Source organism: Candidatus Saccharimonadales bacterium (assembly GCA_036388415.1).
In the GTDB taxonomy this organism is placed as follows: domain Bacteria; phylum Patescibacteriota; class Saccharimonadia; order Saccharimonadales; family UBA4665; genus UBA4665.
This window is the reverse complement of the sequence record DASVRW010000002.1, coordinates 709,810-732,390: the sequence shown is the minus strand read 5'-3', so window position 1 is coordinate 732,390 and position 22,581 is coordinate 709,810. Positions and strand designations below refer to the sequence as shown.

The following is a 22,581-nucleotide window of genomic DNA, read 5'->3' as shown; positions in this document are numbered from 1 at the left end:
TGAGTTCAGCACTATCCTAGTATCGTTCGTATGCTATGGTTGATGACCGCATGGGCTTCCGCTATATTGCGCTGCCCGGCGGCACGAATTTCGGTAGCCGGGATTTCACTGATTACTCTAATCGGGTGAGGTGGTTTCACAGCAGAGGCAATAGCACTCATGATTTCGCCTGTCGGCGTATCTACGAGCCGACCGCTGCAGGCTAGAGCGAGCGAAGAGCGGTTGTCGCCAAAATCAGGCCGAATCGAAACCTGTAATTCACCAAAACTTGATGATTGAACCATAGCAACCGCCAGGTCACCAGGATTTCTAAATCGCATACCATTTCGTTCTGCCGTCAAGTGATGTATATCTACGGCGGTTTTGTCCAGGCCATTCCGGATCTGTGCCGACGAAATCTGTTCGGCAATTGCAGCCGTATCTTCACTGTCAGTAGCTATGCCTTGCGCCGCTGCCCATTCGACAGTCGGCTGATACCAGATTTCATCGAATATACCGTCCGGCTGTGATTGTCTAATTTGCTTAGGTTCTGTGCCGCCCAAATGTTGTCCGGCAGGGTGGACGATAATCGGCAGCTTTTTGCCGGCTAAGACTTGTAGTTTGTCTAATTGGCCGTATGATTTATCGAGTCGCGGAAAGGCGGCAGCAATCTTTAACGCTTCGAGGTTTGCGCAAGCTTCCCAGATACTGTTTTCGTTCCAAGATTCATGAACTACTTGAATCATTCCAATTGCAGCTAAAGTTCTGCCAGCCCGTCTTGCCGCCGGAAGCCTGAGGTCGCTCCATTCAAAGCCAGCAGATGTATCAAATTCACCTTGCGAAAGAAATGAAACGTAATCAGACGCTGAATGAGTGAGCGCCGCTGCCGGCAGTATGTTCAGATTTGATGCACCAATAGTAGTTCTAGACATTCACATATTTTACAATATAAATCACAAATAATTACATAAACGAAAAGTTACAGAGTCTGAATAGCGAAAATTAAATATAATATGATGTCGCGCTTCAACCCGAACTACAATGATCTTACGATAGGAATAATAAGCCATAATGCGATATGCACGAACCCTGCAAATACGAGAAACGGCAGTATGAACTTACGCGGCCAATAGGTACGATGTATTATCTTACCGACGCCAGCCTCCCAAGCATCAGCCAGTTTATTCAGCACAAAGTAGAACACAGGTAATAAGAGTAAGCCGCCGAACAATATTGCATAATGTATATTCATATGTTGTCTACAGTATGCATTAGCGGGCAATAATCAAGCAAGGAAAAACCATTATAAACTCAACCACTACTATTATTTGAAGTTATAATCGTTGCACGGACTTGTTAGTCCGGTAATATTGGCTGGCTTCATTACCCTTTTTCTCGGCTTTGGCAGCCGCTTTTTAAACATGAAGTGAACTGGAGAAGGCTTAATTGCTCCGTAAGAATTGATATGCTTCGTCAAATCCTTCAGTATAATTTTCTGACAAATCAATACATTTGATATTGTAAAGCTCGCATTTGAGCTGAATGTCCTTGCTTGCTAATTGTATTCTTTTTACTAATCCTTCGAGATGTTCGTTTGAGACTTCATCCGTCCATCTGTCAAAGCCCACGTTTTGGACGATCTTTTCAGTTGACGTATGATTCATAGTCAAAAAGACACACTTTAAATCGTATTTCGTTTTTAGAATTTCTACGTGGTCTGGGCCAAAAGCATCACCCTCAATTAAATAGTCGGGACATGATTTTATTATTCTCGAAACAAATAAATCAAGGTAAGGGAAAAATAATTCAGACTTCCTGACATCATAAAAGGATGACAGGCCAGCAGGCTCCAACATAACCGTTAAGCCATCTGTCGACACGTATGGAAGGGTAGCGTCTTTTAGCAGCCTCTGAGCCATTGTGCTTTTGCCCATTCGAGGAGGACCACCGATGAGATACAACATGTAATAACTATACCAAAAGATGATGCCACAAAAGCCAAGCTTTTTCATTTCTGCCCTCAATACATAAGTTCTGGACGGAATGATACGGACTATTATAAATGTGTCTTAGAGAAGTTAATCGAGTCAGCACAATCCAGCCTATATTAGAAAACTAAGAATGGTCTGCCGAATAGATAGCCTACAAAGTCCAGGAGCAGAATTATACCCAGTACAAAAAAGAGAACTTTAGCCGACTTACGAATGATTCGGCTTAATCGTTTGCTTATTCTTACCAATATTTCGGCGGCTTGTTCGCGCTTAAAAATATACACGGCTACGAACACGAGGGGGATAATCATGTAGAAGATGTTATACATGGCAAGCGAAGTAACTGCATAGACTGCAGATACATCGGCTCTCGTAAGTGTGGCAATGGCCGCCAGATAAGGTGCGGCTGTTGAAAATTCTAAGAATGTTGTACCTATGCCCAAAGCGAAAGTTGCTTTCGGATTTATCGCACGAGGCTTCTTTTTTAATGATGCATCTTGTGTGTTTTTCATTGAAAACGCAAAGTACAACAATAGAATAGCGGCAACAAACTGAAGTGCATATACCCACCATGCGGTCGTCGATAAGATCCTATCTAGTAAAATGCTAAATACAGCTCCTAGACCAAAGAACGCCAGTGAACCCAAAGCCCAGTTAGTGAGAAAGACTGCTGATATGTAACTTGCCGTACGACGCATTGGCTTTTCGGTGCTCAGCAGGTACAGCGTCATCAGAATGATAGAAGGATTCAAGCTATCTACGAGAGCGATGGCTATCAAAGAAATGATAAGCATAATTTAACTGTATCAAATGTACGTATAATCTGACATGTTATTGAGGATTTGTGGAGGCGGTCTCAGGCTGTGCGCCTGTACTGGCCGGTGGCCCTACTTGGATCGAAATTGCAGATAAAAATTTTAAAATTCGTGTGGTGCAGCATTCTGTACCAAGTTAGAACTTGCCTATCTCAAACAATGCCTTGACCACATCCCAATCTAGCTCGCGTAAACTATGAAGTATCAAGTCGCTTTCATCTATGAATTCTCGTTTGTTACTGTTTATTTTCTCCGGAACTGCTATGCACTTCATGCCTGCAGATTTAGCCGCTTTTATGCCTGAAAGAGCATCTTCGAACACAAGGCAGTCAGCGGGTTCTACGCCGAGCTTCTTTGCGGTAGTTAAGAATACGGCAGGATCCGGTTTGCCTTTGGATTCATGGACTGCCGAGTAAGCAAAAAGAATATACTTGCTAAGTTCTAGTTTCTGTATTACTGCATCTATGACTTCAGGAGAAGCTGAAGAAGCAATCGCCATAGGTACATCATGCCGTGCAAATAGTTCGAGAGCTTCGTAAACGCCCGGTAATGTTCGACCATCCTCTTCTATCAAAACGATGACTCTATCTACGATTTGTACGCATAGGTCGTCTGCAGTAACGTCCAATTCAAAGCGCTCAATCCAATTTTGTGCAATCTCAATCGTCTTATGCCCTGCCTTAAGCCGTACGTCCTCAGCGCTCAATTCATGACCGTACGTTTGTACGGTTTGAATGTGGGCCTTATGCCAAAAAGGCTCGCTGTCTATAAGCAAGCCATCCATATCAAATATTGCTGCAGCTATCATGTCAATATATTAACAGATAGTGCTTAGTACTTTCGTCCAGCTTGGTGTAGCTAATATCAGAACTAGGATAACTGATTAAAAAGTAGGTTTCCGGAAGTGGTGCCCTGGACTGGATAGCGCACGCCTGCACCCGTCCTCGATGCAAGCATCTGCGGGCAGACTTGGCGACCAAACCAGTGACTTGCATCTTTGCTAAAGCAAATCTGCGTCACCGGTTCGCATCCGATTCGAGCCAAACTAAAAGGACTAACCAAGGCTAGCCCTTTTAGTTTGGTGCCCCGTAGTAGACGTTTTCCGAACGGATTACTATCAGGCCATTGTTGATATATCTAAAGGATTAACTGTGAGTAGGCAGTATTTGTAGTTCACGAAACAGTAAGGGTCAGTTTATCAGTAAGATATTACTTTTATAACTGGAGTATTTGTAAGGGCCTCAATACTTAAAGTGCCGCCAATAGGTAAGGTTGCCATTGGCGTTGTGTGCCCGAAATCTACGTTGCTAACTACCGGAACTTCAAGACTTTTGGAACTGATAACGCTCCTTAAGTCAGAGTCACTTACCTTACTGGCTAACTCAAAGCGACCAATCAAAATGCCCTTTATATTTTTACGAGCACCAGGTAGCTGCAAAATAGATTCCAAGTTACGAGATAGTCCGTGTAGAGTGTACTCCTTTGATAAAGAGTCATCTTCTATGGCTAAAATATAATCGCAGTCAAACTTAGGGAGATACTCAGTGCCTTGGAGCAGGAAGAAACTCTGAATGTTGCCGCCCAGTAATTTTCCTTCTCCGGTACCTTTCTGAAGAACGTTCCAAGGCTTGGAAATATGGATAGCGTCATCATCAATATGCTTTTTACTAGCGTGTAGAGTATATGACGTCTGACCGCTCAAAACTTTTAGCACACCCTCAATACTGTATTGCCACAAGTCTTCATAGCCATTAGTTCCGAAGTTTGGACCTAGAAACGCGGTATTTCCAGTTTTAGCATGTACTGCATTTACCAGTACCGTAATGTCGGAGTATCCAATAAGCGGTTTAGGATTGTTCTTGACAATATCCCAGTTAATGAGCGGTAAAATTTCATTCGCTGAAAATCCGCCATGAAGTGCTATAACAGCACTGACATTTTTATCAGCAAAAGCATTATTGAAATCTTCAGCTCTAAGCTTTGCGGAAGCGGTACCTAGATGTAATAAAGATTTAATATTTTGACTATAACTAATTCTATAGCCAGCTTCTTCAAAACGCTCTCTTGCTCTAGTATAAGAACCCTCTCTTTTAACTTTCCAGCTATCTGAAGGGGCAATTACTCTGATTTCATTCATTACCTAACTATAGCAAAGTTCGGAAGTGATGTTCGGGTCAATAAAAATAACAGATACGAAAGTCGATGGTGCCCCGGACTGGATTCGAACCAGTGACCTTGAGCTTAGAAGTCTCCTGCTCTATCCAGCTGAGCTACCAGGGCATGCACCTAATTGTATTATACTGAATGTAATATTATGGCCAGACAAAAAGTCCGAAAAGAGCGTCGTTCCAGCTAATCTGCTTATGTTTTTGTACAAACCGGACCATCAGTATTGCCATAGTAACCAAAGTAACCAAAATCAGTCCGATACTAATTGTTAGCCATTCAAACACACCGCTTTGTATTGAAATAACCGTGTATAGTAGCACGATGCCAGATCCTATGAGGAGTAGAATAGGGGCGATGTCTTGAAAAATTATACTTATGATCTTCATATTGCCTGCTTTGATGGTGCGGGTGCGGAGAGTCGAACTCCGCTCACCAGTTTGGAAAACTGGGATAATAACCGATATACGACACCCGCATGTGCTTGTCGAGCAAAATGAATGCCAACTTGTCTTGTTATAGACGAAGTTATATCTATTATGGCAATATTGCAATAACAGGGGCGATTATAGCAGAAAACTAGTGTGAGTCATAGTTTTTCAGAATGTGCAGTTTATAAATAAGCTTTTTATTGTATAACATTGACAAATAACCAATAATAATGTAGTATATATTTATGAACATAGTGCTTATGCGGAGTAGTGTTATGCGGCTATTCCCTCGAATCCGCACTGGAAGCAAGAGCTTGCGAACGTATCGCCAAAAGATAGCTGTATTCCTCAAGGCTGTTGCCGTAACTGCTATATTGGCAGTGGCCACGTTTGCCATGTTTGTGCCGTTTGATGTCGTCCGTGACACTATCGTCAGTAAGGTATCTGCCATATTCTCATCTTCAGGTGGGGCCACGATGTTGCTCGTCCCAGACGATAGCGTATACAGCGACACCACTGTACCTAAATGTACTGCCAGCGCGCCGAGTCATACACAGGATTTTGCTACTTGTCCGAGTTTTGTGCTCGATTATAGACAAGCAGCTAATGGGTCAGTAAGCGAAAGATTTTTAAATATATTCAAAGGACGCTCGGGGACGAACGAGGAACAGCAGATATATACTGCTAGTCCGCAAAATGTCCGAATTGAAAATGGTAGCCTTGTGCTGGAAGCACGGAATGGCGCGCAGCCGGGAGCGCCGTATACCTCGGCTAGAATCGATACCAAGACAAAACAAGACTTTTTATACGGTAGGATTGTCGTGCGTGCTAAGCTGCCAAAAGCCACGGGGACGTGGCCGGCGATATGGATGTTGCCGAGTCAACCCAAGTACGCAGCCCTGATTTCACCAACCGAATCAAGTCATTTGGCAGATGGGGAAATTGACATCGCCGAGGCCATTGGCCGACAACCGAACGTCGTTTACGGCGTGGCTCACTCACTGTCGTATGACAGTAATGGTGTCGATAGAACCTACTTTAATACAGTTAAAATTCCGGGTAATGATACAACATTTCATAACTATGAAGTGCAGTGGACGCCAACAAGTCTGACGTATAAGGTTGATGGCAAAACATTTTTCTCGTATGCCAAGCCAGCTGGCGCTGACTATCGATCATGGCCATACGACCAGCGGTTTTATCTGATTATAAATATTGCCATGGGCGGAACATGGGCCGGACAGGACCGAAAAAACTTCCCGATTGATGGCATCGACCGTGACGCCTTGCCGGCCTCATTGCGCGTAGAGTCAATACAGTACTACCCGTACATCAATCAAAAATAGTTGTCATACTGCCCAGATCAACTGATAATAAGGTAATGGCGGCGCTGTATAATTTACATGCGTGTGGTTTATAGATAGCATAAGCCTTATAATAAAGACATGAAATTGCGTCTCCGCCAATTTATGCTTTATGATAAGATCAGCATGGTATATAGATACGGCCAGAGAATACATAAAGGACTGATGCGTCGGCTGCCCCTTAATTACCGCACAAGACTCAGTATATTTTTGCCGATTGTACTGATATTAACTATAGGAATAGCAATGCATCCAGGAAGAAATACGATTTTACAAGCGCTCGGCTTCGGGGCAAACAGTCAGTCTAGTGACGATAGCTCGTCTGCTATGCCGACGATCAAAAAGGGGCAGTCACCCAAAAGTGCCCCAAATGAAAAGCCGCCTCTACCTTCTACGGCCGCAACGGAAAGAGCTGCCGCCAGCCAGCAATCCGCAGCTCAAGGTGCTGCTGTCAAGAACGTAGCCTGTACTGGCTACGGCCCCAAACATGCTGGATTAAGCTCATCAACGGTGCCTGAACTGCGCAAATTAGCTGAGTACGAACAGTTGTGCGGCGGTGCTGTCGCCAGCAAAGTATCATTTTTCGTCCCGACTCCGAGCACAGTCGAGCAGGCACATACCAGTGCGGCCGGGATAGCCGGTGTATTGAAGGCATTTGCCCGTGCCGGTGTTGCGCCGCTGGTTTTTATGGAACCGAATGATCTGCAAGGTGCCAAGCTTGATTTGCGTGCGTACGGAAGCGGGGCGTATGACGGAGCGGTAGACACCTACTTCAAAGCATTGCAGTCGGCAGGGGTTACCAGTACGGAAATGGGAACATGGGTATTTTTGCCAGAAGGTAATTTACCAGTGTGGAGTACGACAGATCCGACAATCTACGCCCAGGTTGTTACGCGGACAGCGTCAAGCTTAAAGCAGCATTTTCCTGGTAGTCAGGCAGCTTTGATGCTAGATGGTAAAACATATCCAGTCGGTGAGACATGGGGGCAGGGCAGCTACGCCAGTCTAGTGCCCTATGTGCGTAGTATTCCAAAGGGTTTGATCGACAGTTTTGGTATCCAGGGCTTTCCATGGGCAGGGCCTGCCAACCAGCCGCCAAGCACTTTGTATGATCCGAAAATATTTTTGAGAAGTGATCTGGCGGTCGAGGCAGCACGCTACCTGGGAGTCAATGCAATCTGGTTAAATTCCGGCACTTTCGGCCGGATCTATGCGGGCCAGCCTAAGGCAACTGTGTCGATGGTGGCTGCAGATAGGCAGATCATGCTAAAGGGGATTACGCAGCAGGCAATTCTGACAAAAGCGCAGGGCTTCACAGTGGCTATTCACGTGTTCGCCGAAAACAAAGCCGATCTTAGCGAAGGCATTGATTGGTCATACTGGCATAGCCCGGGCGACAACGCGGCGTCGGCCGCTGCCTTCAGCTCGTTTGCTGCAGATACGACCGCCGCCGGAATTGGCATCTGGCTCTACGATACGGCGCACTAGGATTTAAAGTTGCGGTTTGAGTTCGGCTAACGCCTGAGAAACAGTTTTGAGCGTCAAGCCGCTGTTTTTGACCGCTGCCATTTGAGCATCAAAGTTGGCTGGCATTGTATTGTGGGTTGCATCAACAGGGTTGGCATCGATTTCGTGATACACCAGAATCAACCAGGTTTTAGTAACGGCGGCCTGCTGCAGCCAATTTTGTATGTCGGACACAGCAGTTGTCGATTCGACGTTTTGTACCCGCAAATTCATGATGTCAAAATTGTTCCGGGCATTGTAGCCTGACTGGACGCCGCGGTAGCTCTGATAGTACTTTTGAGCACTGCTGACTATCTGCTGATTATAGGCTCCGTATGGAGCAGCATAATTTGTTACAGGCAAGCCAAGCAGGTTTTGGAGCGTTGTCTGGGATGACCTTAGCTGAGCGTCTTGGGCTGTGGCCGACAGCTGCGTCAGATCGGCATGATCCACTGAGTGCGAACCGATTTCTATGCCCGCTGCTGCGAGACTCTTCAGTTGAGTTGTCGTCATATACTTTGGTGCGTCAATGTAGCTGGACAGAGCATAGGCGGTCATCGGTACGCCGTATTTTTGCAGCACGGGCAAGCCGTTAGTGTACAGACTGGCAAAACCGTCATCATTGGTAATACTAACCATGGCTTTATCGAAACCTTGATAGCTGAACGGTGACAGACTGTAATCATCGGTTGTCACGTAGCCAACACTGTAAATAACGTGATAGATAATAATGGAAGCTGCACCGGCAGGAATCATGAACTGCAGCTGGTATTTGGTCCAGCTGTCCGGACTTTTGAATGCTGTGCCAAGATAAACATCACGGTAGCTACCATCCTTCATAATTATTGTGGCGTCGATCTCAGTCGATACGTCGGATTGGTAGTAATCTGTAAAATCGTACAGCTGTCCGCCGGTTACCGGTACAGCTGCCGTGCGCCAGTAAGCAGCGCCATTTGTGTAGGAATTGATCTGGACTTTTGCACTTCGAGAGCCGGTATGCCCACCCGTAAGGTAGCTGTAGCTTGCCGAGTTTGTGCCCCAACCGCCAGGTTGCCAACCATCAGGCAAGTTTGGATTATTGGGGTTGGCTGTTTCGAATGATGGATTCGGCATGCTGTTTGTCGAAACGGGTGGCGGAGTCGTCTGTACGGCTGGCTTGAGTACTACGTCATCCATTTGTAAACTTCCATTTGCTGCCAGGACGTGCAGTACTGTAGCGTACTTGGTGGCGGCCGGTGTAGTGAAGCTGGCGCTCAGCTGCGTCCAGCTACTAGCAAGGGCCGGGCTCGTGAGCCAGCTGTAGGTATAATTGCCCGCGCCGTCATCAAAACGTACGACCAAGTGTGTTGTTGCGGTTGATTTATAGTAATCACTAAAGTTGTAGGCGGTGTTTGGCTGGACGCTGACGGGCGTGAAATACCATTTTGCATCGCCATCAGTGTAATTGCTGATTTGAACGCTTGCGCTTGATGTTCCCGTGCGACCATCGTTGGTAGGGTAAGTAAATCTCGCAGTATTTGTGCCCCAAGAATCAGATTGCCATCCAGCTGGTGCGCTGCCATTTGACGCTTCCATTGATGGGTTGGCGATCATGTTATTGCTACTTGCAGGTGGCGGCACGACTTGCTCTTCGGCAGTCAGGCTAAAATCATCCGTCGTCAGCGTACCGGCGGTGCCCAAGATATGCAGTATGCGAACTTGTTGTTTGCCAGCTGGAACGGTAAAGCTAATACTGTTGGCTTGCCAGTTAGTACTCGGCTGCACGTCGCCGAGGTACATATATGACACAGCGCCGCTCGCGTCAGTATAGGCAGCAATGAGCTGCGTAGTAACTGATGCTTTAGAATAATCGGTGTATATGTACTTTTGGCCGGCAGTAACAGGGACTGCATCAGCTATCCATTTTGCATCTCCGCTGGTACGTGCGGAACTGCTGACGGTCAGGGCGTATGTGCCGCTGCGTGCGTCGTTCGTCACGCCTAAGCGAGTGGTGCTCGTGCCCCAATCGTCTGCCCGCCAACTGACTGGTGCGGCACCTTGCTGTGTTTCGACTGATGGATTTGCGAGCAGGTTAGTACCTGCTGCTGACACCATGCGGCTTGCTAGTGGTGTCAGCGTAATGCTTATAACTAGTAAACCAGTCAGTAGTCGGTAGAATGAACGTTGTTGGAGTTTATTGAGCATGTGAATCTGTCTTTCAGGGATTATGTTGTCTATGATTGTAGCGGCATGGCATCAACATCAATAGTGGTACGCTTCGGAGATACCCATGTCAGAGAGGTTTTGACGCCTGAACGGGCGCGCCAATATGCAAGCAGGAGGCCTTGGAAGGCATGGAGCGCCCAGACTGCTGTAATGTATGGAAGAAACATGCCGACTAACATAACGCGCATGCGCTTCAAACGGATAGCTCCAATGAATCCCATGATGATTCCCCAGCCTGATGCCCAAAGCATAGTTGAAGCTGCGCCAAACTGAAGTGACACGAGTATGGGTGACACGAGTAAATTGAACCATGAAATAATATTGATAGTCGAAATACGCGCATTGCCACCACCCATTCCATATATTCCAATGACCTGGCCGTTGCCAATAGACCATCTTTTCCATTGTTTGTGCAGACCGGAGAAATCTTCTGGGACCATTGTCAGGAATTGGCCGTCGTGCTTTGCATAATAGCGTACTTTCCAGCCTTTTGTTCGAGCCCGGAATAAACCTTCGGTATCTTCAGTCATAGTTTCGGCTTCGTGAAGAATCAACTCTTTTCCAGCTTGATAGCTGTACATCACAGATGCGCCGGACATCCATAATCGTGCCCGGAAAATGTCTTGAATGCGTTTGGTGACAGCATTTACAAGCCAATAATTAAACTCTTGTAATACACCGATTAAGGAATGGGTTTTGGTGGTCTCGACTCGAATATCAACGATATCAGCCTTACCTTCAATAATAAGTTGTGCTGGGCCAGACAGCCTGCCGGCCAGCGTATCGTCGTCGGTTTGTACGATAATACAGTTCTTCGGCAAGGTTTTGAATCCTCTTTTGAGTGCCTTTGATTTGCCGACATTTTTTTTGAGATGGATTACTTTTGCGCCAACTGCTTCGGCTTGGTCAAAAATAGCAATTGATTCGGGATCGTCGGATCCGTCGTCCACAACGACGACGCGAGCAGCGCCACCTTCAAATAAGGATTGTACAGTCAAAACAAGTGCTGGCACTGGGTTTTTTGAAGATATAAGCCCAATAAGAAGTGGATATTTTTTTGCACGTGCCATTGTCACATCTCCATTATTTAATTCATCGTCGGCCGATTGTTTAGGCAGCGGAGCAGTGGGATTCTCTGACATGACATCAGACATACCATCATTGTCCGCACCTTCCCTGAATCGCATCTCGGTATCGTTTATTATATTATCATAAGTTGTACTATAAGTCAACAATGGTTCATTTATGCTTTTGTATGATGTGGTATATGTTTCTTGACCGGCTGATAATTGTCGGTTGATCGTCATAGACTTTGTATGCCGTGACGCATTGGAACGATTAGTGGAGTATGTGATGGGTCGCCGAGAAGGTGTAGCTACCCGCGGAATATATTGAATGTTTTTCGCAGATATTCGATCTGACTGAAAACGTGGCAGGTAAAATACCGCGTTTCGCATAATAATAGGAGCCGCCGTGTACGACCGCATGACATTAACCTCTCAACATATAACGTTGATACTAATGTACAACAAATTATACAAAAATACAAGTATAGTAAGAAACTGTTATTATGCTCGTGGTTAAATCAAGATTGGGGCGCTGATAATCCGACCGATCAGGTTTAGGGCTGGTTCGAATATACAGATCTAAAGCTCGTGCAACACAGATATCTGAGCACCAAGTGAGTTAAGGCGTTCGGCGAGGTCTTCATAACCGCGGTTGATGGTGTAGACATTACGCAGGATGCTGGTGCCACTCGCGGCTAGCATACCGATGAGCAGCAGGCTGGCCGGGCGCAGGGCAGGCGGGCAGACGACATCGGCCGATCGGAATTTGGTTGGGCCTTGGACGTATACGCGGTGTGGATCTGCCAGTTCGACCGAGGCACCGACTTTGGTCATTTCGGTGTAGTAGATAGCGCGGTTTTCGTATGTCCAGTCGTGTATCAGGGTGCGGCCGGCTGCGACGGCAGCGATTGGGACGAAATACGGCAGATTGTCCTGGTTGAGGCCTGGGTAGACATTGGCGTGAATCTTTTCCGTCAAAGCTTTGAGCTTGCCATTGTGCTTGTGAATTGTCAGATCGACTAGGTCAGTTTTGCCATTGGTTGCTTTGTAGCGGTCGCTTTCGTCGAAGCTGAGGCCCATTTTGCGGAGTTTGAGCAGTTCGAGAGACATGAAGTCGATCGGGACACGCCGGATGGTGATGCTCGAGTTGGTGGTGACGGCAGCCGACGTAAAGAACATGGCTTCGATCGGGTCTTCAGATGGTGCAAATATGACATTCTTCTTAATGTCTTTGACGCCTTTGATGCGGAGCGTGCTGCTGCCGATGCCTTCGATAGCGACGCCGAGTTTCTGCAGGAAATAGCAGACGTCCTGCACCATATAATTGGCGCTGGCGAATTGAATAATAGTTTCTTCGGGTGTGCGGGCAGCGGCCAGCAAGGCATTTTCAGTAACTGTGTCCCCGGACTCGTACAGCACGATGCGGCCAGCTGGCTTTTTGTTGACGGTTACTTGGTAATTGCCGGTCGTTGCAGCGATAGAAACACCAAACTCTTCGAGAGCATACAGATGCGGCGCTACTGTGCGACTTCCAAGTTTACAACCGCCAGCGTAAGGAATCTTGAACGATTCGTAGTCGTGGAGCAGTGGCCCGATCATCATGAGAACCGAGCGGGTCTTACGAGCCGCAACGCCGTTTATCTTGTCGAGTTTGAGTTCGGCAGGCCGGCGGATCTCCAGGTCATTACCCGGAAGCCATTTGACGCTGACGCCCATGCTTTCGAGGACTTCGATGATGCGGTTGACTTCTTCGATCCGCGGAAAAGATTTGAACTTAGTAACACCTTTGTTCAGTAGTGATGCGCAGAGCAAACCGACGGCGGCGTTTTTGCTGGTTTTGAGCGTAATTTCACCGGATAATTCGTGGCCGCCTTCGATCTTGAGGTTCATCGACCCGCCACCATTGACGCTGATAAGCTGTTTGTTCAGTACGTCGCTGATACGACCGAGTGTCTCGAGGCTCAGATTTTGTTTGCCGTGTTCCATGCGGTTGACAGCCGACTGCGATGTCTTGAGCCGCCGGGCAAATTCCGCTTGAGTAATGTTACGTTCTTGCCTTATATGAGCAATAAGTTGACCAATTTTTTCGTTTGTACTATCCATATGGCTTAATATTACCATATATGATATGTAGCCGCAAGGATAATTATTGCTAAAATTTTAGTTGCTTATGTCTACGTATGTCTGTGTAAAGTATAGATCTTCCACGCTCCGGCAGCAAGCTTGCTACAATGGAAATATGGTTTAATTCTCTTTGCTCACTGCACATTCAAATAAATTACTGTAAATAGGGGATTGCTATGAATATTGATGATATGCAAGACAGCGACATTAGAAATTTGATCGTTGCCGAAGAAAAACGCCAACGCGAAGGCTTAGAGCTGATTCCATCTGAAAATTATGTCAGCCGCGACATACTCACCGCCATGGGCAGCGTCTTTACGAATAAATATTCTGAGGGCTATCCGGGCAAACGCTACTACGGCGGGCAGGAAAATACCGACAAAGTCGAACGGATCGCTATCGAGCGGGCCAAGCAGCTGTTCGGAGCAGATCATGCCAATGTCCAGCCGCACTCTGGTGCGCCGGCAAATGAGGCAGTCTACAGCGCCTGGCTTGAACCGGGAGACACGGTGCTGGCGATGGACCTCGGACACGGCGGGCATTTGACGCACGGCGCACCAGTGACGCGCAGCGCCAAGCTGTACAACTTTATTCGTTACAAAATGAAAGATCCGGCAACTGGCGAAATTGACTACGACGAGCTGGCTGAGCTGGCCCGGACGCATCAGCCGAAGATTATACTGGCTGGATTCAGTGCCTATCCGAGAGAACTGGATTATGCAAAGTTCGCAGAAATCGGCAAATCGATCGACGGCTGTCTGCTGATGGCTGATATGGCTCACATTGCCGGCTTGATCGTTGCGGGTGTCGCCAAAAATCCATTTGATTACGGATTTCATGTCATCACGACAACAACACACAAGACGCTGCGCGGTCCACGCGGTGGGCTCATTCTGTCTATGGGTACCGTCGGTAACCCGCTCAAAGCTCCTGACAAGACGTTGGAAAACATTCCAACGCTCATCGACCGAGCTGTGTTTCCCGGTATGCAAGGCGGTCCGCATGAGCATATCATTGCTGCCAAAGCCGTTGCATTCCGCGAAGCCCTACAGCCCGAGTTTAAGACATATGCCGCGCAGGTGGTCAAAAATGCCGCTCGTCTGGCTGATGAATTGCAATCACGGGGCTTTTCCTTGGTAACTGGCGGCACCAGTAATCATCTTATATTGGCAGACATACATAAAAGCTTTGGCATCGACGGCAAAATTGCCGAGGAAGCTCTCGATAAAATTGGCTTAACACTCAACAAAAATTCGATCCCCGACGATACGCTGCCTCCGTTCCGTCCGAGCGGCATCCGGCTCGGCACACCAGCAATCACAACCCGCGGGCTAGCGGAAGACGATATGGCCACGTTAGCTGATTGGATGAAACGCGCTATAGATGCCCGCGAGGACGATACGGAACTAGCTGCAATTCACAGCGAAGTTATAGCCTTTGCACTGACATTCCCGCTGCCGAGTGATACCCAGCAGGCCTGACTGCAACGCCGCATCTGCTCGGTTGGCTACAAGACAGATACTGACTACGGCAATAATTCTGGTTCTTGTTCAAGGGCGATCTGAAACTTTGCCTGTATGGCGTCAACGATTTTGGTTTTGAATTTTAGGAGGTCTGCCGTACTATGGGCGCTTTCGTTGACGAGCACGAGCGGTTGCTGTGCCCATGTACTCATACCTGTTTCTGGGTCATGATAATCTTTAAATCCGGCATGTTCAATCAGCCAGGCTGCCGGTATTTTGACACGGCCGTCATCAGTTGGCCAGCGTGGCATATCTGGAAAGTCTGCCTGCAGCTGCGTCAGAATTGCTCCGTCAATGATAGGGTTTGCAAAAAACGAACCGTTATTGGCGACTATTGCCGGGTCCGGTAGTTTTTGCGATCGAATATCAATAACCGCACTGCGAACAGAAAGCGGTGAATAAGCCGTAATATTTTGAGAACTAAAATAATCCGCGAGCGCTCTATAAAATGGCGGCGCCGGATTTTGTTTCATGAGGTGGAGCGTGATACTGCTGATCAGAAACCGATCGCGGTCAACTGTCTTGAAACGGCTGGTACGATAGCCAAGTGCGCAGTCGATAGCTGGTATGGTCATAAAAGTTCTTGTATGTAGATCGTAGGCCTCGACGCTGACAAGCACGTCGGCGATCTCCTGGCCGTAGGCGCCGACATTTTGAATTGGTGTGGCACCAGTAGTGCCCGGTATTAGCGACAGCGCTTCAATTCCAGACAGTCCTGCATTGACGGTGCGTTCAACTGCGTGGTCCCAATTTTCTCCCGCGCCAATCGTAACGTAGTGATTAATGTCATCTTCGGCAAAATCCTCGTATTTCATAATCTTATTGACGATAAGCAAACCGTCGAAGCCTTCGTCACGCCAGAATATGTTGCTGCCCCCACCAATCATCAGCGGTGGCATTTTGTTATCGACGGCCCACTGGACAGCTTCCTCGATGTCACCTCGAGATGTTACTTCCGTCATATAACGGGCTTTGCCGCCAAGACGCATAGTTGTGTATTGAGACAGATCGACATTTTCTACGATATTCATGCTTGTAGTATACAGATAAGATCGGCTACGTACACCCCGCTCGTGCTTGCCTCATGCGGATAACGAGGCTATTATAAAAGGGTGCAAGAGTCCAAATACACCCCACCATTCAAGACACTCGGAACTCATCTGAAGTATTTGCGCGAGCATAATTCTGAAACACTTGCTGAAGTATCTGGTGCCGTTGAAATCAACGAAGATATTCTGGAACGGATAGAACAGGGGATTGAACGGCCGAGCGAAGAGATATTGATGCTGCTTATCAGCCATTTCAACATGCAGGATACCGAAGCTGTGCAGCTGTGGGAACTTGCTGGTTATGATCGCCGCTCCAACCCGGATATACTCCATTCAAATTTGCATGATGACATGCAGTCCGGCAAGCCGGTTGTTATGTTGCTGGCATTTGACGCCAGGACGCAGTATACCGACGGTGTCGATATACATCTTAATAACGCCGGTGTCGTTATGACATTTACGCAAGCCGGAGGTATGGTCAATGGCCAGCCGCAGCCGCAACCAATCGCTAGAGTCGGCATGAGCCTGCAGCAGGCTGAAGCAGTCTCTGCTGCTTTGCAGCAAGCCTTACTGCATGCACGCTACCAGGGTCCGAAACAGTTACCCGATCCACGTGACCGTCAATCGCCGAACGAATAGAGGTAGCAGCACAGCCTTTAAATATTTGTAATTTTTACAAATATTTAATGTGGTTAAGCTAAATAATTCACAACACAGCTCATTGATTGCCGGTATAGTTATACGTACTGAACTAAGGAGATGATGATATGACACGTAAAGATTGGCAACGAGTAGCAGATAATCAATTTAACTCACTTGATCAAGATATACGTGATGACTGGAGCGACTTACACCAGCTGACAAGCGGTCGCTAGCCCCATGTATTACTAATAAAAATACCCCGCACTGACGGGGTATTTTTATGTAGTATTGTAATTACGATAGTATAAAAACACCCGGATGTTGGTCCGGGTGTTTTACTAAGCGTAGCTTATGCTACATTTTGCCGCGGAGGTCTTTGCCTCGCTGCTTGGCTTCGTTAGAGCCATGCTTGAAATCGGCTACGACACGGCCTTTTTGGTCCTGGCCTTTGTCGTACAAGTCCTGAAGCATCCGGCCTGCCACTTCGCGCCCGCCAAGTCCGAAGGCAAGCGCCATACCAAGCGCAGTACTGCCGAGCAGTGCCGCGTAGGTGATAGTCACGATAGCCGGGGCGATTTTGAGTTGGTTTAGAATCATGAATACTGCGATTACCATGACGAGCACTGGAGCGGCTGCGGCTATTACTTTGCCAGTTGGCGTGTCGCCCATCGCAGTCGTTACGAGTGTGGCTACTCCGGCTGAAATGGCGCCGGCCACAAGGAAGATCAGGATTGCGGCGAAGATGTTCGGTAGATATCCGTATACGGCTCGAACGAAGTCGACGAGTACCGGTATACCGAGTACTGATACGGCAATGGAGATCGCAAACAGAAATACAACCCAGTATACGATAGTCGCGAGCAGGTTGGTTGGATCTGGTACGGCCCGCTGAATGATGTTACCGCCCTTGCCAGCGTGAACGTGCTGGTTCAACTTCGCGGTTTGGAGCAACTTGCGTATAGCCGCAGAAATTGCTTTAGCAACAAAATAGCCGATCAGCAGTACGACAAGAGCACCGAGCAACTTCGGTATTCCGTTTACAATATGTTCTAAAAAATTATCCAAATATCGGCTTGCCGAATCTGTGCTATCCCGCATGGGTGTATCCTCCGTATTAATTAATACATCAAACTATATCAATAGAAACAGAGACTTCCAGTTAAATTATTTACTTAACTTACAGAAATAATTACGTAGTACGACCGGGCACTGTAGTGGACGATGTATTTCTACGCTTGCCGAAGTGGTCGAATGCGTAGTGCAGTGTCAGAATCCAGAGCAGGCTGACACACCAGCCGCCGAGCACATCAGAAGGGAAATGCACGCCGAGATACAACCGGCTGAGTCCGACAAGTAGGAAGTAGACACTCCCACCCACGATTGCCCATACACGGTAACGTGTGTTCCAGCATATCAGTATGACACTGAGCGCAAGTGCACTTGATATCATGGCGTGGCCGCTCGGGAACGAAAAGCCGTTTTCAGTCACGATCTGCTGCCAGAGCGACGGCCGATCACGTTGGAATAAATATTTGAAACCGATGTTGATCGCCCCGGTACCGGCCGCACTGAATAGCAGGAATACTGCCTGTCTGCGACGATGCAAATATGCCAGTATGCCGGTAGCTATGGCCACTCCAGCGATAACCACTACGGCACTGCCGAGTGTCGTAATGGCAATCATGGCTGTATCCAGGGTGGGGCTTGACAGCTGCCGCAGTGCATTAAGTACGGCTATATCTCCAGGCAGCGGTCCGTTGGCTTTGATGTGATTCGCGAGATACAGAAAGACAAGTGTCGGCACCCAAAAATATGCAGACACGAGTAACAGCTTCGGTACGAGCTGCCGTAGCGGCTTTCGCTGTGATCGGGGAGGATTGATGTGTTCCTGCATGTTATTAATATATCAAATACGAGTGTACATGCAGGGGCGATGCGAGACGGAAGTCATAATTAGTCTCGTCGGATACGAGATACGGTTAAAACAAACTCCTGATTGCTAGTCTGGCTTATATGTATAGGATAGAACTCGTTTTCAGTTAACTGGTTTACGACGCCAGTGACATTATTTTGTCGAGCTCGCCAAAGCAAAATTTTGTCATTTTTGTCAAAACTTATGACTCGCTCACCGCCTTGGAAACGGAATCGTATGTCTAGCCCGACTTTCAAAATAACTCTAATGTACCGCTCGTGATGAGTTTTATCTAATCCCATATCTACTTCATAGAGGGAATCGTCAATATTGAGCAAATCAAAAATATACTGATGGAGGGGTGCTAATTGGGATGTAGATGGTGTAGGATTGAAGTCGAAGTAACGGCGGCTTGATAGAGTATCAAGTTTTTGCGAATGGATAAAGAAGTCATTGACGCCCATGCTGTCGTGTATGACTTGCAGTACTGTTTCTGGTTTTCGGAAATTAGCAATTGTACCTCCCAAGAACATAATCAGATTTGTTGTGCGACTTGAATCAGTCTTGATATATTCTTCTGCTAATAAATTTCCGAAACGCTCATGATCTATGTCTACCTCATGCCCTTCAAATATAATGTCGCCTCCAAACCAGCTTTGTATATTTGATTCAGCAATTTTAAGCATGGTCGGACTAATATCGAGGCCAATATAACGACCAATTTTCTTTTTTTCTAGCAATCGACCTAAGAACTCTCTGACTGGTAGAGAATTACCTACGCCAACGTCTATGACGTTGATTTGATCGTATTGCTCTAATAAGTAATCAAGATATTCTTGGTTGTTTTGGAGTAATTCTATTGAAGCTTTGAGCGTATTTGGCGTGTCTTCTTGAGATAATCGCTTAGCATAATTATTCCAGTTGTCTGCACCTTTACCGAAGTAATTGTATTTACGTGGTATTTCGTGGTTAATCTCTAAATCAGATACAATGTCATATAACTGTCCCTGTGTATATAATTCGTAAAACTCGGATTTTGGTGTTACGGTCTTTTGGGATCGGTGAGGCCTGAATTTTTTACCGGTTTTTGCTAGCCCCTGGACAACAGCTATATTTTTGGATGTATTAGCAATATAAACTCGTTCTCCTTTGGTATGTAGAGTAATGTCTAGTTTTCCGCTTTTTGCTGATTCTATCCAGTTACGTACAGTTCGAACTGAGACATGGTGTGTGTTGGCAAGTTCTTGGTTACTAAAATAGAGCATGGAGTTGTAAGGTCCTTATGGTAAATCCTTGACATGTTTCCGATTCCGGAGGTATCATAAACAGTGTTGGTTCGCCTTGAATGTTTATAAAGTGTTTCTTAAGCTACTGTAACATTAATGTTGCCATTAATCAATAGATTATGACATATTAATTACCGTTTTCATTGTAGCTTAGGCGATGCCTTCCGTATATGTGATATTTATTCGGCGACACAGGCAACGGAATCGAAAATTATAGTGAGCCTACAAAATGTGCTCCATGATGTATAAGGATATTATTATGGCTAAACAGGCTAAATCTGCACCCTATCTTGAGCAATTGCCACAGAACATTGCCAAGAAAACAATCACCGTCCAACCGTGTAGTGGTAAGGCAGTGCAGGCAGGAGTATATAATGCGGCGGTCAAGGATCCGTATGTGCGACTGGTCTGCCAGCCGGAAATGCACGATGACATGGGTATCTCGCACGAACGATTCGAGATACCGGGCGAATCAAAGTACGTGCTGCTGTATCAGTTCCAGAATTTCAGCCAAGAACCGTGCCGCGTGACTATGTATTTCAGTCATCAATAAAACGGACGATTCAGGTAATCCCAAATCGTCCGCCTGTATAACTCGGTCAGAGGCTAGCTCTACAAGATTGGAGCTTATTGGTAGCTGACTTGGGCGCTTTCCACGGTCACGCTGTCGCCAATATTGTTGCTGAACAGTGAAACTGAAGATTTGCCTTTCATGAAATCAGCAAGGTAGTTGTTTGTTGCGTCAGCGTCAACACAGACGGAACGTTGGTACTGTGGTGTATCACTCACGTTCATGGCACCAGCGAAATTAGTCACTTCGAACTGTTCACCGGGGTTCAATGGGTTGGCCTGACTAAACTTGACGGTCAGACATACAGTATTTAATGACTGTTGAGTCTTGGTAAATTTCGTACCAAGCTTCATGCGGATATCGACGCGGTTGCCAGCAGTAGGTGCGAAGCAATTAGCCGCGCTCATGCAAGTAGCAGTAGTTGGCGCGCCATATACTTTGGCATTCGGTGCAGCTGCTGCGCTGGCGATGCCCATAGGTGCAAGCATCGCGATTGCGAGAGCAAGGCTGGTTGCTGTCCGGCGGTACGGCGCAGAACGGGTAAATTTAATTTGTTGGACCATGTATTCTCCTAAGTGGCTTAAAACCAATATATAAGTTAATTGCTACAGTATACACTAATAATGTAATAATGTCAATAAAATTGCCTCCTATGCATCAAATTGTCGGCTAGTGAGAAATTTACTAGTAGCAATTCTTTTAGTTTCTATACTCAGTATAAGATATGTAATTGATGTAGGAGGGACTATGAGGGCTGTAACCTGGCAAGGCAAACGAAAGATTAGTATCGAAGAAGTTCCCGATCCTCGTATTCAAGATCCAACAGATGCAATCATCAAGATTACCTCCACTGCCATCTGTGGTTCAGACCTGCATCTCTATGAAGTTATGACGCCCTTCATGGACAAGGGAGACATCATGGGACACGAGCCCATGGGAATAGTGCAAGAGGTGGGAGCGGCAGTTAAGCAAATCAAGCCGGGGGACCGGGTAGTTATACCATTCAATATTGCCTGTGGCGCCTGCCACATGTGCAAAAGGGGCTTAACCACGCAGTGTGAGGTGACGCAGGTCAAAGAACACAACCGCGGCGCCGCACTGTTCGGCTACACGAAATTGTACGGACATGTACCTGGCGGTCAGGCAGAGTTTCTCCGCGTGCCGCATGCCGACTTTATGGCTAAAAAAATTCCCGTCGGCCCGCCCGATGAGCGGTTTCTGTATCTTTCGGACGTCCTGCCCACGGCTTGGCAGGCAGTGAAGTATGCAAACGTTCCCGAAAATGACACTGTAGCTGTGCTTGGACTCGGCCCGATCGGTGACATGGCTACCCGTATCGCCAGATACTTCGGCGCTAAAACCGTTATTGGTATAGATCTTGTGCCAGAGCGCTTGGCTAGGGCAAAGGCGAACGGTATTGATACGATTGACGTCCGAGAATTCGAAGGCGACCAACAAGCACTCGCTCAGGCTGTCCGGGATTTGACGGCCGGCCGCGGGCCTTCGGCGGTCATCGATGCAGTCGGGATGGAGGCGCACGGCTCACCAAATATCAAAGCAATCCAAACGATGACTGGCATGCTGCCTGATGCTGCAGCCCAAAAGATATTTACGACAGCCGGCATGGACCGCTTGTTTGCGCTGCATAGTGCCATCGAAATGGTCGGGCGGGGCGGGACGATATCATTGTCCGGCGTGTACGCTGGGCAGGCTGACCCGATATCGCTCGATGCACTGTTTGACAAGCAAATCCAGTTGCGAATGGGCCAGGCGAACGCGCCGTTTTTGACACAGGAAATCCTGCCGCTGCTACTTGAGGATAATTTATTCGACGTTGATAATTTCGCGACCCACCGTTTACCGCTGAGCGATGCGCCGCATGCCTATGAAATCTTTCAAAAGAAGCAAGACAATGCTATTAAAATCGTACTTAAGCCGTAGTGTCCCGGC

Annotated in this window: 19 protein-coding genes and 2 tRNA genes; 6 read left to right on the top strand and 15 right to left on the bottom strand. The window is 47.1% G+C overall.

The features are described 5' to 3' along the window. Nucleotides 1-11: 11 nt before the first annotated feature. The 7 genes from VF575_03935 to VF575_03905 form a co-directional block, all read right to left on the bottom strand. Nucleotides 12-911 carry a hypothetical protein gene (locus VF575_03935; protein ID HEX8182723.1) on the bottom strand — a complete coding sequence of 300 codons (900 nt, stop codon included), beginning with the start codon at nt 909-911 and terminating at the stop codon, nt 12-14. A 510-nt stretch (nt 912-1,421) separates the two neighbouring features. After that, entirely contained in the window at nt 1,422-1,991 is a 570-nt protein-coding gene (locus VF575_03930; protein ID HEX8182722.1) for a hypothetical protein, read from the bottom strand. Between the two features lie 95 nt (nt 1,992-2,086). Beyond that, nucleotides 2,087-2,764, bottom strand: a complete 678-nt coding sequence (locus tag VF575_03925; GenBank protein ID HEX8182721.1) for a GAP family protein — start codon at nt 2,762-2,764, stop codon at nt 2,087-2,089. A gap of 157 nt (nt 2,765-2,921) precedes the next feature. After that, nucleotides 2,922-3,593, bottom strand: a complete 672-nt coding sequence (locus VF575_03920) for an HAD-IA family hydrolase (GenBank protein ID HEX8182720.1) — start codon at nt 3,591-3,593, stop codon at nt 2,922-2,924. Nucleotides 3,594-3,983: 390 nt separating this feature from the next. Beyond that, on the bottom strand, nt 3,984-4,922 hold the full coding sequence (locus VF575_03915) for a S66 peptidase family protein (protein HEX8182719.1): 939 nt from the start codon (nt 4,920-4,922) through the stop codon (nt 3,984-3,986). Nucleotides 4,923-4,988: 66 nt separating this feature from the next. Next, nucleotides 4,989-5,065 (bottom strand) — tRNA-Arg (locus VF575_03910). Nucleotides 5,066-5,354: 289 nt separating this feature from the next. Next, a tRNA-Gly gene (locus VF575_03905) sits at nt 5,355-5,429 on the bottom strand. A 228-nt stretch (nt 5,430-5,657) separates the two neighbouring features. Between VF575_03905 and VF575_03900 the strand changes: the two genes are divergently transcribed. Together VF575_03900 and VF575_03895 are read left to right on the top strand one after the other, a co-directional pair. Beyond that, a complete protein-coding gene (locus VF575_03900) occupies nt 5,658-6,728 on the top strand; it encodes a glycoside hydrolase family 16 protein (GenBank protein HEX8182718.1) in 1,071 nt (356 codons plus the stop codon). 264 nt (nt 6,729-6,992) lie between these two features. Next, entirely contained in the window at nt 6,993-8,234 is a 1,242-nt protein-coding gene (locus VF575_03895; GenBank protein HEX8182717.1) for a hypothetical protein, read from the top strand. A 3-nt stretch (nt 8,235-8,237) separates the two neighbouring features. Here VF575_03895 and VF575_03890 read toward each other — a convergent pair whose 3' ends face one another. The 3 genes from VF575_03890 to VF575_03880 all read right to left on the bottom strand — a co-directional run bounded on the left by VF575_03890 (nt 8,238) and on the right by VF575_03880 (nt 13,627). Further along, nucleotides 8,238-10,436 carry a polysaccharide deacetylase family protein gene (locus VF575_03890; protein ID HEX8182716.1) on the bottom strand — a complete coding sequence of 733 codons (2,199 nt, stop codon included), beginning with the start codon at nt 10,434-10,436 and terminating at the stop codon, nt 8,238-8,240. 29 nt (nt 10,437-10,465) lie between these two features. Continuing rightward, nucleotides 10,466-11,644 carry a glycosyltransferase family 2 protein gene (locus tag VF575_03885; protein HEX8182715.1) on the bottom strand — a complete coding sequence of 393 codons (1,179 nt, stop codon included), beginning with the start codon at nt 11,642-11,644 and terminating at the stop codon, nt 10,466-10,468. 459 nt (nt 11,645-12,103) lie between these two features. Next, on the bottom strand, nt 12,104-13,627 hold the full coding sequence (locus VF575_03880) for a UDP-N-acetylglucosamine 1-carboxyvinyltransferase (protein HEX8182714.1): 1,524 nt from the start codon (nt 13,625-13,627) through the stop codon (nt 12,104-12,106). Nucleotides 13,628-13,824: 197 nt separating this feature from the next. On the opposite strand from VF575_03880, the gene glyA reads away from it, so the two are divergent. Next, entirely contained in the window at nt 13,825-15,129 is a 1,305-nt protein-coding gene (gene glyA / locus VF575_03875; GenBank protein HEX8182713.1) for a serine hydroxymethyltransferase, read from the top strand. Nucleotides 15,130-15,173: 44 nt separating this feature from the next. Here glyA and murB read toward each other — a convergent pair whose 3' ends face one another. After that, the gene (gene murB, locus VF575_03870; protein HEX8182712.1) at nt 15,174-16,202 is read right to left on the bottom strand and encodes a UDP-N-acetylmuramate dehydrogenase; all 1,029 of its coding nucleotides are present in this window, start codon (nt 16,200-16,202) and stop codon (nt 15,174-15,176) included. A gap of 81 nt (nt 16,203-16,283) precedes the next feature. Here murB and VF575_03865 point away from each other — a divergent pair, with 81 nt between their 5' ends. Further along, nucleotides 16,284-16,859, top strand: coding sequence for a helix-turn-helix transcriptional regulator (locus VF575_03865; protein ID HEX8182711.1), 576 nt, complete (start codon nt 16,284-16,286; stop codon nt 16,857-16,859). 357 nt (nt 16,860-17,216) lie between these two features. On the opposite strand, the gene VF575_03860 is transcribed toward VF575_03865, so the two are convergent. From VF575_03860 to VF575_03850, 3 genes are all read right to left on the bottom strand, one after another. After that, a complete protein-coding gene (locus VF575_03860; GenBank protein ID HEX8182710.1) occupies nt 17,217-17,960 on the bottom strand; it encodes a hypothetical protein in 744 nt (247 codons plus the stop codon). A 91-nt stretch (nt 17,961-18,051) separates the two neighbouring features. Continuing rightward, nucleotides 18,052-18,756 (bottom strand): phosphatase PAP2 family protein, encoded by a 705-nt coding sequence (locus VF575_03855; protein ID HEX8182709.1) that lies wholly within the window; start codon nt 18,754-18,756, stop codon nt 18,052-18,054. A gap of 59 nt (nt 18,757-18,815) precedes the next feature. Then, a complete protein-coding gene (locus tag VF575_03850) occupies nt 18,816-20,039 on the bottom strand; it encodes an L-histidine N(alpha)-methyltransferase (protein ID HEX8182708.1) in 1,224 nt (407 codons plus the stop codon). Between the two features lie 280 nt (nt 20,040-20,319). On the opposite strand from VF575_03850, the gene VF575_03845 reads away from it, so the two are divergent. Then, nucleotides 20,320-20,613, top strand: a complete 294-nt coding sequence (locus VF575_03845) for a hypothetical protein (protein HEX8182707.1) — start codon at nt 20,320-20,322, stop codon at nt 20,611-20,613. 74 nt (nt 20,614-20,687) lie between these two features. On the opposite strand, the gene VF575_03840 is transcribed toward VF575_03845, so the two are convergent. Beyond that, the gene (locus VF575_03840) at nt 20,688-21,194 is read right to left on the bottom strand and encodes a hypothetical protein (GenBank protein HEX8182706.1); all 507 of its coding nucleotides are present in this window, start codon (nt 21,192-21,194) and stop codon (nt 20,688-20,690) included. A 184-nt stretch (nt 21,195-21,378) separates the two neighbouring features. Between VF575_03840 and VF575_03835 the strand changes: the two genes are divergently transcribed. Next, nucleotides 21,379-22,572 carry a zinc-dependent alcohol dehydrogenase gene (locus VF575_03835; protein HEX8182705.1) on the top strand — a complete coding sequence of 398 codons (1,194 nt, stop codon included), beginning with the start codon at nt 21,379-21,381 and terminating at the stop codon, nt 22,570-22,572. Nucleotides 22,573-22,581: the final 9 nt, after the last annotated feature.